The following is a 13,744-nucleotide window of genomic DNA, read 5'->3' as shown; positions in this document are numbered from 1 at the left end:
CCGCCAAATTGGCGGGGATTTTTAAATTCCAAACACCGCTTCAAGCGCCCATAAGACCGCCATTCCTACAAGGATGGTAAGCAAGACATTGCGTGTACGCCACGCCACCAATGCCCCACCTAAACCTGCAATCAATCGAAAATTATTTAACGAAACATCAAGATGCCCTGCTGGGTGGGTTAACGCAGGGAAGACCAAGGCTGCCAGCGCTGCCGCAGGGACGAAACGTAACGCGCGGCTCAACCACTCGGGCATTACGATCTTCCCGAAAAGATAAATGAACAAAAAACGCAGAGTAAATGTGCCCAACCCAATTGCAAGGAAAAGCAGCCAGATGGATAACGTGCTCATACCGCTGCTCCTTTTTGCAGATTCAGACTTTCTGCAAAATATCCCGCAGCAATGCCAAGAAACGTTGCCAGCACCAAACCAGTGTTATACGGAAGTCCCTTCGCCATCACAGCGACCATGCCCCCCACTACAGCCGCCACCACAGTTGGTCGGTCTCGCAAGGCGCCAAACATCAATGCAGTGAAACTGAGTGGAAAGGCAAAGTCGAAACCGAGACTGGCAGGAACAAGCGAACCCAGCAACGCCCCGGCTACTGCACTGATCTGCCATGCCGTCCAAACCGTCAGGGCTGAGCCAAAGAAATACCAACGGTGATCCATTTCAGCTTGTGCTGAAACAAAACGACTCATGCTCACTCCAAACGCCTGGTCAGAAAGCATGTACGCCAGTAAGGCTTTTCTGCCAGTGGAAAGTTTTTGCAAGTACGGTGCAAGCGTGGCGCTGTACATCGTAAAACGTACGTTCACCACCCATGCCGTCAACACCATGATGATCCACGGACTGCCCGCGCTCATTAGCTGAAAGACCACCAATTGTGAAGCACCCGCAAAGACCAATACTGACATCCCCATCGTCTCCCAAAATGTCAGCCCCACGCTCACCGCCCCCACCCCAGTGATCATTGCAAAGGGAATTACACCGATCAAGATTGGCAGTGAGCTTTGCGCACCGGCAAGAAAGTCCTTATTTATTTTCATATTTCACCAATAGTTTCGTGTTTTCCAACCGCGCAATTCTAACCCCAAACAAAATTGTCATTTTACAAATAATTTACAGCAATATAAACTGCGCCAAACACCATATATGTATGATTAGATATTCGCTTTATCAAGGAGACGTCATGGTTAGAAAAGCCGCAATGCTTATGCCTATAATTATTCTCTTCACCCTCGCTTGCAACCTTGGCACGAACCAACCCACAGCGGAGGTAGAACCTGCTGAAACGCAACCAGCCCAGATTACGCTTGAGGCGGCAACATCCGCGCCAACCAAGGCGCCTGTCAACGTCAGTGACTATGCCATCTTCTCCATCAACGTGCAGGACTTCTCGTATCCCGAACAATCGGCTGCTGTATTGGATCGCATCATCACTTTGCACGAAACCTACAACATCCCTGTGGATATTTACCTGACCGATGTGATGGCGCAAATTTACGCCGAACAATTCCCGCAATTATTGGAACGACTCAAGACCTCGCCTGTGGTTGCCATTTCGTATCACTACCGTGCGCCACGTCCGTATGCCAATAATTATGATTGGCTTGGTCTGCGAAACATGAGCGCGGACGAACTCTACCAAACCGTCCTGCGCTACGAGACCCACGCAGTTGACCCCGTCACTGGGCAAACGACCGATGCAACAGGTGGCTATCAATACGTGGCTTCGCTGATCGGGTATCCGCCTTATGCCGCCTCGTCCCTCTCCAGCGATGCCGAAGTTGACTCTGCTCTCATGCGCGTCTTCAAAGACCTCGGCGCACAGATGACGGTTGTCCACGGGCGCGCGCTTAATTTGGGTGACACAAAGAAAGGCTTATACATTCGCCCTGAACATTACGACTACATGCTCTTTCAAAACGTCGGCGCAGACCCGGCAGCATCTTTTGAGAATGCGCTCAATGAAGCTCACAACTCGCAAGGCGTTGCCCCCTATTTCGTCGGTGTGAAAATGCACGACAATGATTTTTTCTCAACCCAATCTGCCTGGCTGACTGTGTATGTGGATGGTGGCAAACGCCCGAATTGGGATCCCAACCTCAAATCGGCGCTGCTCTCGCAAGCCGAGCAGGATGCGATGTGGGCAATGTATGAGCAAACCGTCCTCTATGTCGCTTCGCAAAACAACCGTATCGGCATCGTCAATCTGCCCATGGTGCTGGATATGATCCAATAAAATTTCATGAAACGCTTTCTCTCTCTTTCTCTCGTGTTGCTCTTCCTGATTTCCTCTTGCAGATTTACATCCAAGGCATCTCTCGAAAATCCACCAACCACGGTCGCCTACAAAACGGTTGAAGGCATTGACCCTGACCTACTCAGCCTCGATATCTACCTGCCTGCCAATCCGCAAAATGCGCCTGTGGTGATGTGGGTTCATGGCGGCGGATACGCCATCGGCGACAAAGCCTATCAGATGGCAGATAAGATCACATTGTTCAATGAGCAAGGCTGGATATTGGTCAGCGTCAACTATCGCTTGAGTACACCAACAAAAGGCGCAGCGCAATTCCCAGATCACTTTTTGGATGTCGCTGCAGCGGTGGCTTGGGTTCGGGAGCACATCCCAGCCTACGGCGGCGACCCGAACCGCGTCGCCCTGCTGGGTCACTCCGCAGGCGCAGATATCGTTTCGAATGTGGCGGTGAATCCCATTTACTTGAAAGAATACGGCTTGGAACTTTCCGCCATCACTTGTGCTGCTCCACTCGATACGGCTGGCTTTGATAAAGCCAAAGCAGGCAACACCGAACAAGAACAATGGGTAAACGCGCTAGGCAATAATCCCAACTACATCACTGAAACTTCTGCAACACTGCTCATCCAACCCGACAGCGGCATCCCGCCCATGCTGGGAGTGATGCGTGGAAATGAGAGCCGCCAGCAAATCGAAACTGAGTTTATCGCGGCATTGCAAGTCATGGGAATCGAAGCCACCTTGGTGGATGCAACGTCCCTTTCACATGAGGAAGTCAACAACCAGATCGGTGCGGCAGGTGATACTGTAATGACCGAACCGCTGATGATCTTTTTATACCGATGCTTTGACCTATGAACTTGCATCCAGAATATTTGAAAGACCTGCTCTCCGCTCAGAGGACTTAATGATATATCCTCTGAGCTTTTTTATTGAGTAGAGATCAGGTCTGATAAAATCATGGCAAGGTAATTGTTTCTCTGCCTTTATCGAAGCAGCCCTTACCGATTAAGTCTCGAATATTTGTATATCACTATAAAACATGAATCTATCTTGGTCTGTGAGGTTTCATGAATAAAACTGTAGTCTGGACGCTGATCATTGTTATCCTCTTGTGTTTGGGTGTGGCGATACTGGTAGGAATAGGTTATCTGACACAGAGCGGATCTTCAAATACTGACGAAGGGGCATTTGGATCTGCACCTGTCGTCGCCATTGTGCAACCCGCGGATAAAACTCAAATGAACTCTGGAGACGCGCTATTGGTGTATGTCACCGCGCAATCTCAGGGCGGGCTGAAGCAAATGGAACTGCTAATCGACGGTCAGGTTATTCAAACATTCACCCTGCCAGATCCTTCGGTCACATCCGTCAGTAGAGTTTTTGTTGTATTGAATCAAAATACAGGCTGGCATGAAATTACTGCCAGAGCAACCAACAGGCAGAACGAAACTAGTGACAGCAACGCAATCCATGTAGCTGTAGCAGTGCAACAAGCAGGCGACGCCAATGGGAATGGACAGGGCGATCTACCCGTCAGCATCGGGGATGGAGGCGAGAATTCACCCGCTGGTGGAGACAATGCGGGTAACCCACCCGCCGGAGACGGGCAGGCAAATCCACCTGCTGGTGGAGGCGATGCAGGTAACAATCCACCTGCCGGAGATGGGCAGGCAAATCCACCCGCAGATGGAGAAAATCCGGGGGCAGACGATGAAGCCTTGCCGGCTTTGCCGCCTCAACCCAACGATGCCCCGCCACAATTCCCACTATATGATCTACACATAGAACTTGATGCCTCTGGTGGAGACCCCGTCCCTACCTTGTTTGCTTATGCCAAAGCCGAGGATGATCTTGGGCTTCGATCTCTGGAATTCGCATGGAGCGGTTGGGACGGAGAAGTGTTGATCGATAGGGGCACGAATGTGATCGACTGTGAAGGACAGCAAGTTTGCGAGATCGGATATTTTTATGTACCTTTGGAGGTTGGTGAATACTGGGTGGGGTTTACAGCAAAGGATACCAGCGGGCATGTTTCAGTCGTCATCGATCAGTTACAGGTATTGCCCGGCGGCAACCTGCCGCCCGCAGCAGTGGAACCAGAGGAAGAGAACACAATTCTGGATGAGATCATCGATAACATGACCCCTGACTTGGACGGTAGTGATTTCCTGCCGATTGATCCGGTGTTAAGTGTGCCCGACCTGTTGGATTGGATCGGGCAAGCCAACGCAGGCGGAGACGCCCAGGCGGAGGATGTGTGTGAGCAGGACGACTGGGAATGTGTATACGGAGCAGGGATCGTGGTCACAGTCAACAGCAATGACCCGGCTGGAAATCTAATCACATTACGGCTGGAGCAACCGTTCGAAGCACCTGAAGGCAAAACGCTGGTTCCGTACATTCAACGAACCATCGGAAACCACAGTTCGTCACAATTGATCATCCCGCCCAATTGGGTTGCCAGTCAGGGTTCCACGTTGAACCCAGGAACGGAGTTTTCATACATTGACAATGACCTCGCGTGCGGCGATGTATATACCTATATCGTTGGGCTGCAAGCCTACACGCCGGGTGCAGTGGACGCGTATCTTGCAGGCGGCGCCTATCCCATTGGGACGACCGTTGCATGGGAAAGAGTTCAAGCCAACGGACGATGCACACCCAATGGTCCGGGTCCACTGGTTTTGGTTACCGATCCCCAGCCTGGCGGGGTGATGCTCGAATGGAGCATACCGCCGGGCAACTATCCCCCCGAAGGAGCCGGGGTCATTCTCTATCGCTTTGATAGAACCAACACTGATCCATCTGTTCTAAGCGAAGTAAATCTGTATGAAGAAGTCTACTCGCAGGAAGACCTGCGCCCGGGCTTACTCTTCACAGATGTAGATGCCAATGTGATCTGTGGACATGAATATATTTACTCGTTAGGCGTATACCCAGCGAATGCCCGCCCCGGGTTTTCTCCATCCGGCTGGCTTCAACATACCAGTCAAACCGTAGTGCGCGGATTCTGCCCCACAGACACATTGAGCAATATTCAACTTTCTCTTGAGCCAAACTGGGCAGTATGGGAACAAGGCAGTTATCAAGAGGTATTGATCACACTCGATCTGCCGCAAGGGTTTGCCTGGCCTGCCGGGCGCGATGTACGCTTGAATATTTGGCAAGTCATGGAAGATGGCAGTGCAACATCACCTGGATATTTTCCAAAAAATAACCTGCGACATCACACCTTCACCACCCCTGTGGATTGCACACAAGACCGGGCTGAATTTTTCCTCAGCCTCGAAAGTGACGGTGTTCGGCTTAATGAGACCGGCATCTATCAGGTGGAACTGGAAGATTGTGCCCCCCAAGAACCGCCCACTTTGATTTCCGTCACCGCCACAAATGCCTGCAACGGCGCAGAAAAGTGTCTGGTCATTAACTGGGCGCCATACCAAGCCTCAGGCGAACCCGGCTACCTGCCCGTCGATTCTATTTTTATTCAACGGAAACGTCTGAATGCTGCAAACCCGGAATGGGCGTTGGTTGGTTTACCCCTGTCTGTACCCACCGATGCAACCAGCTATATTGACACCGAAGTCGGCTGCAATACAACCTACTTGTACCGCATGGGCGCAATCAATTATTGCGGACCCAATTGCGAAAGATTCGCAACCACCTCTTTTGTAAACGGAACAAGTATTCAAATAAGGACGCCAAGCTGCGAAGAACCCTGGTCCATATCGGCAACCCCGGAAGGCGAGGCAAATCCATGAAACCATTAAATAAAAAGCGGCTCCTGCTGAGCATGTTTCTGGTTTTTCTAACCGGATGTACCCTCCCCGCCGGACTTCCGGGCAATGCACAACCATCTGGTTTGCAGATCATTACCCCACAGAATGGAACCGTATACACGGTGCAGGATTGGATCATTGTCAAATCAACATTCGGTGTAGAGACAGGCGCAACAAACGTGGTACTGCTCGTCAACGGCGAGGTCGTCCGTGAAGATGCGTTGGATGGCTCGATCCCGTCGGGAACCATCCAACAACCATGGCGCGCCTCCGCACCGGGGACGTATCAATTGCAGACCAAGCTGCTCACTGCAGATGGCGGCTCACATGATTCCAACGTGGTGCAAGTACAAGTTGGAGAAAGCGCCGCCTCTCAAACTCCGCCGACAGTTGAAACCACGCTTGCGCCTGATTACACACCCACACCTGAAGCCACGCCCACACTTGGGGCTCCGCAAGCCACTGCCATCAAAGACTCAAATTGCCGCTTTGGTCCCGGACAGGCGTATGAAATCACCGGCTATTTGCTGAGCCAACAAACCGCCCCCATTGTCGGACGCCGCTCAGACTCTACCTGGTGGGTCATTCAAACCGAAGCAGGCGTAAAGTGTTGGATCTGGGATGAACTGGTCGAAGTCAGTGGCGATACCAGCAATGTGCCCATTGTGGAAGCACCGCCTACACCTACACCCAGCCCAGTTCCCCTGAGTGCCCCACAACCCAGCGCGCCTTCCGGCACACTGAATTGCACCTCATCCGTTCAATTGACATGGCAACCCGTCTCACACCCGAACGGAGTCGCCTACTACGAATGGGAGATCGACGGTCCCGGCGGCAAACAAACCGGAACCACCGCAAGCACTTCTCAAGAGATCATTGTTGCATGCGGCAACAGCACCTACACATGGCGCGTACGCACAATCGACAAACTTGGGAATACCAGTGGGTTTTCAGACACTTTAACGTTTACAGTGAAATAACAATCTCATCAAAAAATAGCGGGCAGGTTATCCCTGCCCGCTATTTTTACACCCTGTTTACAATTAAATGACTGGCGTCACTCGTCAAACTTTCAGCATTCCATACAATTCATTTCAAAAGGAGAATGCAAATGAAACGAATCCTGCCCCTGATTCTTGCCCTGTTCTTGACGACCGCCTGCGCCATAACTTCAACAATCGAAGCTGCGCCTCTCCCTGCAACCGAAGCGGACCAACCATCCCCAACCTCTGTCCCCGCCGAAACATCCCCCGCTGCCGCACAACCCGCAGAAACCAACACAACCCTCCTCTACATCTCCGGCACCACCCACATCGAATCCAAACCGCAGGTCTGGCCTGATGTGGATGCTTTCCTTGTATTCTTGCAACAAGTGACCGCCCTCGGCATGAAGTGGTCTATCGGTGCAGATATTGGCTGGCTGGAAGGTGAGCCACGCGCCGCCGAATTGATCCAAGCCTCCGAAGCCTTGGGCGTGCAGTGGGACGTCCACACGCACAGTCCGCAAGACCGAGCAAAAGCCGCCTATCTCATCACACAAATGGGCGGTCATCCTAATTCTGTCGTTTCGGGCATGTTGGTCAGTGAGTTCAGCAACATCGGTCCACAAACCTATCAGGGTTTCACATGGACTCCACAAGTGTTATGGGGCGGCACGAATTGTCCCGGTCACCGCCCGGGATGTGATGATCTTGCTGCCGGGCTGTGGATTCCGCTCAGTGCAGAACAGTACACCACGCACAACCCGAACGGACAATATGTCCGTGTAGGCGGCGGTACACATCAGCTCAAAGATGGTCGCATGCTCGCTCAAAGCATTGCCAATGGACAATACACATACCCTGTCATCAGTTTTACGCTCATGGTCGCCCCAACCACATTACAGATCGTCGAAAGCGACGATGGCATTGCCGAGATCACAGCGTTTGTAAGCGAAATGAATGGCTATACCTTTGTCCGCTGGGCAAATATTGAAGAAACCGCTCAAGCCTGGAGGGCGGCAGGAAGCGTCCCCAGCCGCATTGAGATGGAATAAAAAAAGAGCGGGTCACGTTTCGAAACGTGACCCGCTCCCTACTTTGGCTCTGGTAATGGGCATTGCAATGGGGAGCCCGGCGAACGATTGTAAACATAGCCCCCATCTGAAGGGGTAAAAACTACCACTGCATCAATAAAAGTTGCGAAATAGGATGTATTCAAACAACCCAAAACAACCACATCTGCAGCGTGGAAAGATATAGGCGGGGGATTTCCAGGGATCACCACCCCTTCATGGAAACCAGAGTAAGGTCCGATCAAGGTAAAAACAAGGCGCTGATAATCCAAAAAACGATAATAGGTACTTCGGTCGGGTTCTCCTGCACCGGAAGGATAATAACGAGGGTAAAGTGCACGTCCTTCACGAATCATGGCATTTGGCTGTGAAAGGAATGTAAGAAGTTCCGCACGAGTAAAACCAGATTGCTCCAACAAACCAGTTTCTTCCAATTCGGATAATATCTTTTCCGGCTCGCGGATCTGATATCGCGGCTCAAAAAACATTTCAGACACGGGCAGTAAAGCCCCCAGCGCAAGAATAGCGCCTAAAACAGGTATTATGCTGGCATAGGATCCCCATCTCAGTTCAGGAAAAACATTAATCCCAGAAGCTGGGCTGTAATCTTCCTGGGGGACGCCTGCAAATCTCAAAAGCCAACTAAGTAGTTGTATTCCACCAGCCATATAATACAAGAGAACAAGCCAATCCACTGGGGCAATATAACGTCCACCAGATGTCAAACCGAGTGAATTAGTGAAGAGATACGTCATAAAAAAAACGATTGGCAGGAGTGCAATTGCCCGCTTGCGCTCCCACATGGATCCAACGCCTAGAGAAATCAAGGCGATGTTTAGAATGATCATCCCTGAGCCAACCGTGTCAACGAACCCGTCCTTCCAACTCTTTTTCCAATAGGGCAGGTCTGATTTTATAGTGTTCCAAAGATCATGAAAGACCGGTGTTGCAGGCAGGGAAATCACCGATGTGATGGTGTTATGCAATAAGTGATTCAGAAGAGAGCAAGGCACAGATTCACAGGTCAAAGAACCAGCTTGGGTTAATGACCGCTGGCGAAGTAAGGCATGAGTGTTTACTTGGTAAAAAGAATCGGATGAATTTAGAGCATTTACAGTCTCGGAATGAGTGGAAGCATCCGCACCAATACCATACCTGTATCGAAGCAAAATTTCGATACGGGAATAATACGTATAAAACATGGGAATTCCCTTCGTAGAATTCCGCACTTCCCAAGGCAGAGTGACTGTCAACATTCCAACGATGACTAACAAGCCAACAAGAACAACCTGTTTCCAACGAATCCTTAAAAATAATGGAGAACAAATCAGAACCGCAGGTAAAAGAGGCAATACATGAGAGCGAATCATCAGCGCAAGCCCGAACACAGCGCCCGCCCAGATCAAAATGTTAAGCCTGGATGGATGTTTCATCCATTTTAGAATCAATAGTATAAAAATAGAGATGCCAATCGCAGTTGGAAAATCGGTCAGCATCATTTTAGGACTGGCAGTATCGATCCACTTTGCGGCGATAATGGCATTCACCCCTCGAATGGCGATTAACACACTTGCAGAGATACCCAGTGCTCGGCTATGCAATTCATTACCGATAAGATAGATCACAGCAGGGAACACAGCGAACAAGGCGGCTTGAGCCGTCATCAAAATCACGTAATCCTGACCGAATACCAGGTGCAGGACAAGCAGAAAGATGCTGTATAAAGGGCGGTCAGAATAAAGCCCATTAAGCAATGATTGTCCGATCAAAGCAAATTGCCCACCCTGGTCGAACGTTGCAGCATCAGAATAGGGATAGATAACGTTTTTGGCAGTGTCAGGCATGAAATAATTCGGGTTCAAGGGACCGCGTCCCCAAAACCAGGCAGCAAGCACCCAGATCAAGATAAAAAGTACAAAATCTATCTTGGCATGCTTGAATATATTAAATCGGCGCTCAAAAAACAAAAATAGCGTCCCAACAAAAAGGGACAACAAGACTTGAAATCCAAGAACAGGCACACCAGCGTTATACCAATAATCTGATGGGAAGCGAATACCAATGCCGGTAGAAAGGATGAATAGTATTAATAAAATGGAAATCCCAAAAACGACAAATCCAACTTTCAGAATGAGATGGGTCGTTTTGGTATTCAGGGAATTTATCCCTTTCCTTTCGATAAGGGTCAAAACAACTGTCAGGATACTTGCAATGGTCAGCCAAATTATGATAGGTGAGAGGGTGGTAATGTAACTTGCGAACCTACCAAGGCGGTATGAGGGCATCAACAGTGCGGCACTTCCAGATAAAAACATTAACAAAAAGATGACCAACACAAAGTCACCCGCTCTACCAGGCTGGGTTATATCTGCCCATAGGTTCATGGAAAGCTCGCGTCTGCGCAATAAATATACGCTCGTGAAAAGCAGCGAGAATCCAATCAATAAAACAGATACACCAAGCAGGGTCCGTTCAATAGAGTACCCTAGAAAAACTGCATTCTTCGGGTCTGATGGAGATGCCAGCAGAATGGCAAAAGTGATAAATGTCCCAAGGGACAGAAAAAAAACGTAGGCTGGGAAGCGTTTTGAAATTGAGATCATGATATTTTTTTTCCGGCGTCATCATCTAATGTTGGTTTACGCTCAAGCCAGAAAAGGAAGGATAGTCCGCCAATAATCGAAGCAAGAAAAAAAGTCAACGCGAGCCACGGCTCAAGGTAAAAGGTCAGGAATGCCAGTCCGCCTATGACTAGCCCCATGAGGTGGACACTAAAAACTGCGTATCGGGGCATCATACCCAACTTGATAAAGCGATGATAAGTATGGTCACGTCTGCCGCTGCCAATGGATTGCCCTCTACGCAAACGTGAGACAACGACTAATGTAGTATCGAATATGGGAACTCCCAAAAGCATGATCGGCACCACCCACGACGACTCAGGATTACGATTTAAGGGATTATACAAAATGGCAAATGAAGCGAGCAAAAATCCAATAGTCTGCGCACCAGAATCGCCAAGAAAAAATCGAACTGCTACCCCGTTCCAAAAATACAAGGCAATACTGATTCCCAGTAATGCCGCAGTCCAAAGCGCAAGCATGGGTTGCTGGGAAAGAATGGCAGCGCCTACAAAAAAAGCCGATGCAATCGTACCAAGCCCTGCCACAATGCCGTCCATACTATCGATCATGTTCATTGCGTTTGTAATGCCTACTAACCAAAATATGGTGATCAATATATTGAGCAACTGAGCAAATGTGGAAGAGAATGCATTAGTCTCAAATAAAACGGTCACAAATCGAACCTGCACACCAAAGGAGATCAATAGCGCAGAAGCAATCAACTGCCCCAAAAGTTTGGGACCTGCAGATAAGCCTTTGAGGTCATCCAACAAACCGAATGTAAAGACAACCACTGCACCAATTAGAACAGCCAGCATGTCTCGGCTCAAGGACGAATAGTAAAACAATGCAAGAAAAAAAAACGCTAAGAACAGCAAAATACCGCCCGCCAACGGAGTCGAACGGGCATGTTGTTTATGCGGAGCGGAGCCGGGAACATCCATGATCCCAAGTCGTTCTGCCAATAGGGCAGCGGGGACTCCTAGGACAAGGCTCAAAAGCAAACTAATGATTCCAAACTGAAGGGGGGTTCCCATATATTCAAAAATTCCTGAAGTAACGATGCGGCTTGTAGTTTATCAGAGTTTTCGCCGTCCCCACCACCCCATCAAGACCTCATTTTCGACGTATCTGCCGATAAACAGGTGACAAGAAGAAACGTAATGCACTTTGAAAATGTAGATAGAGGTAATACAGTTTTTTGCGGCTGGAACGCTGCGCATCATGCCGGACCTTGAGCCTGCTATCCACCATCAGCTTCATGCCACCCAGACGGAGGCGGCTGCAAAAATCCACATCCTCCAGATAGAGGCGGAAACGTTTATCCATACCGCCAAGCTTGCGATAGGAAGCGGAAGGCAGCAGCCAAAACATACCTGCGATCCAATCCGGGTGGATCATGCCGTCACTGTCTGGCAGGAATGGCTTGAAGGTGTAGCCGGGCAGTCGGCGCTGGATCATTTCAAATGGAGTTGGAAGCGGGCGGTAAGAGTCCTGCACGGTTCCAGTTTCGTCAATGATCTGGGGGGCAACCAAGTCTGCTTGATGCGCTTTTAGAGTGTTGAGCAAGTCAGCAAACACCGGACGTTCAAAGATCAGATCGGGGTTAAGTACCGCAAAGTACTCCCCCTGTGCCACCTCAAATGCGCGATTGTGATTTTCGGCAAACCCCAAGGGGTTTTCATTTCGAAGCATAACAAAAGAATGCCATGGGGATGGGTCGAAATCAGGCAGTTTATTTTTCAGATTATCGGTAAGGATCAATTGAAAACGAATAGCAGTCTCTGGCTCAGATTTTTGAATGCTATCCAGCAGATGCACGATCTTTTCTGCATCTCCGTGACTGACAATGGAAATTGTAATAAGAGGAAAGTCAGTCATCCGCGGCGGTTCCGTTTCACAAATTCCTGATAAGGCTCCAGCAGTCCTCTGGACATGAATTGCAGGATTTCTCCAGGTTTCACTTGAATGTTACTTTGAATCTCTCTTCGTTTTTTCAATATCATGGGCAACCCACGCAAAGCATCTCGAATCGCCCGTACAATAACCCCACCCTGCCCCCGCATGGTCAAGTAAGCAATAAAGAAAGATAGGGTAAAAAGATGAAGCGGTAAAAACAAGCCAAAATATGGGGAGGGCATGTCTTTTACAAATGTCCAGATCATATTGCGATACCCATAATAAACAGAAAAGTCACCACGCTTTCCTGTGCTGGCAGAGCCTACATGATGAACAATGGCGTTGGGTACATATAAACACTTCTTACCATGGATCCGAAAACGAAACCCCAGATCGACATCTTCAAAATAAGAAAAATAATCCTCATCAAAGCCGCCAACCTTCAAAAATACTTCGCGTGAATATAATGCAGCGGCGGCACATGGACTGAATATTTCCCGCTCTTCCAGCCCGTTTTTTTCAGCAGTCAGGTTATAACTATTTCGCCAGGCAAGACCACTGATATGGTAGGCATCGCCAGCGCCGTCAAGTAAAAAAGGAGCACTATATTGAAGTTGTCTCGAGGAAAACGCCATGAATCCTGGGTTATTCTCAACTGCCAATAAAAGGTGATTCAACCAATCTGGTTCAGGGTAAGCATCGGCATTCAAGAGTGCAATCCATTTCCCTTTCGCCAGTTGAACACCAATATTATTGGCAACGGCAAACCCAAGATTGGTTTCAAGATGTTTCACTGTTATGGCTAGACTTGGGAACTGCCCCCGTACATCCTTTACGGAACCATCTGTGGATCCGTTATCCACAAGAACGATTTCAAAATCCTGGTAAGTCTGTTCCAAAAGCAAGGATAGGCATCGAGACAGGTGGGCACCGCTATTCCAAGCAACAATCACAATTGATACAAAAGGTTCTGGCATTCGCCTATTATAAATGAGTAGAGAACGTAAACACAATTAAAGGCATTTCGTTATTATTGAATTTCATTTTGAACCAAGCCTTGAATAAAAAAACGCAGCTCAGCCCAAAAACCGCCGAACTGCATCCATAGGTATCAAACAGC

At 49.2% G+C, this 13,744-nt stretch carries 11 protein-coding genes; 5 read left to right on the top strand and 6 right to left on the bottom strand.

The genetic code is table 11. The annotated features are described in order from the left end of the window. Positions 1-21 precede the first annotated feature (21 nt). Positions 22-351 carry an AzlD domain-containing protein gene (locus IPG80_RS06335; RefSeq protein ID WP_345104000.1) on the bottom strand — a complete coding sequence of 110 codons (330 nt, stop codon included), beginning with the start codon at positions 349-351 and terminating at the stop codon, positions 22-24. Beyond that, positions 348-1,049, bottom strand: a complete 702-nt coding sequence (locus IPG80_RS06330; RefSeq protein ID WP_345103997.1) for an AzlC family ABC transporter permease — start codon at positions 1,047-1,049, stop codon at positions 348-350. Before IPG80_RS06330 ends, IPG80_RS06335 begins: the two co-directional genes overlap by 4 nt. A 143-nt stretch (positions 1,050-1,192) precedes the next feature. On the opposite strand from IPG80_RS06330, the gene IPG80_RS06325 reads away from it, so the two are divergent. From IPG80_RS06325 to IPG80_RS06305, 5 genes are all read left to right on the top strand, one after another. Next, positions 1,193-2,245 carry a hypothetical protein gene (locus IPG80_RS06325; protein WP_345103994.1) on the top strand — a complete coding sequence of 351 codons (1,053 nt, stop codon included), beginning with the start codon at positions 1,193-1,195 and terminating at the stop codon, positions 2,243-2,245. A gap of 6 nt (positions 2,246-2,251) precedes the next feature. Continuing rightward, positions 2,252-3,124, top strand: a complete 873-nt coding sequence (locus tag IPG80_RS06320; RefSeq protein WP_345103991.1) for an alpha/beta hydrolase — start codon at positions 2,252-2,254, stop codon at positions 3,122-3,124. A 212-nt stretch (positions 3,125-3,336) separates the two neighbouring features. Next, positions 3,337-6,030, top strand: coding sequence for an Ig-like domain-containing protein (locus tag IPG80_RS06315; RefSeq protein WP_345103988.1), 2,694 nt, complete (start codon positions 3,337-3,339; stop codon positions 6,028-6,030). Then, positions 6,027-7,028: a hypothetical protein gene (locus IPG80_RS06310; protein ID WP_345103985.1), complete on the top strand. Its 1,002-nt coding sequence runs from the start codon at positions 6,027-6,029 to the stop codon at positions 7,026-7,028. The genes IPG80_RS06315 and IPG80_RS06310 overlap by 4 nt, the downstream gene beginning before the upstream one ends. Before the next feature lie 131 nt (positions 7,029-7,159). After that, positions 7,160-8,083, top strand: coding sequence for a hypothetical protein (locus tag IPG80_RS06305; protein ID WP_345103982.1), 924 nt, complete (start codon positions 7,160-7,162; stop codon positions 8,081-8,083). Between the two features lie 38 nt (positions 8,084-8,121). Here IPG80_RS06305 and IPG80_RS06300 read toward each other — a convergent pair whose 3' ends face one another. The 4 genes from IPG80_RS06300 to IPG80_RS06285 all read right to left on the bottom strand — a co-directional run bounded on the left by IPG80_RS06300 (position 8,122) and on the right by IPG80_RS06285 (position 13,601). Next, positions 8,122-10,437, bottom strand: a complete 2,316-nt coding sequence (locus IPG80_RS06300; protein ID WP_345103979.1) for a hypothetical protein — start codon at positions 10,435-10,437, stop codon at positions 8,122-8,124. Between the two features lie 263 nt (positions 10,438-10,700). Continuing rightward, on the bottom strand, positions 10,701-11,690 hold the full coding sequence (locus IPG80_RS06295) for an MraY family glycosyltransferase (protein ID WP_345103977.1): 990 nt from the start codon (positions 11,688-11,690) through the stop codon (positions 10,701-10,703). A 151-nt stretch (positions 11,691-11,841) separates the two neighbouring features. Further along, the gene (locus tag IPG80_RS06290; RefSeq protein ID WP_345103974.1) at positions 11,842-12,606 is read right to left on the bottom strand and encodes a glycosyltransferase; all 765 of its coding nucleotides are present in this window, start codon (positions 12,604-12,606) and stop codon (positions 11,842-11,844) included. Beyond that, positions 12,603-13,601 (bottom strand): glycosyltransferase family 2 protein, encoded by a 999-nt coding sequence (locus IPG80_RS06285; RefSeq protein ID WP_345103971.1) that lies wholly within the window; start codon positions 13,599-13,601, stop codon positions 12,603-12,605. Before IPG80_RS06285 ends, IPG80_RS06290 begins: the two co-directional genes overlap by 4 nt. Positions 13,602-13,744: the final 143 nt, after the last annotated feature.

This window comes from Candidatus Villigracilis vicinus (genome assembly GCF_016702885.1).
Classification (GTDB): Bacteria; Chloroflexota; Anaerolineae; order Anaerolineales; family Villigracilaceae; genus Villigracilis; species Villigracilis vicinus.
Note: the sequence above shows the minus strand (reverse complement) of the source record. Positions and strands in the feature narration are given on the sequence as shown.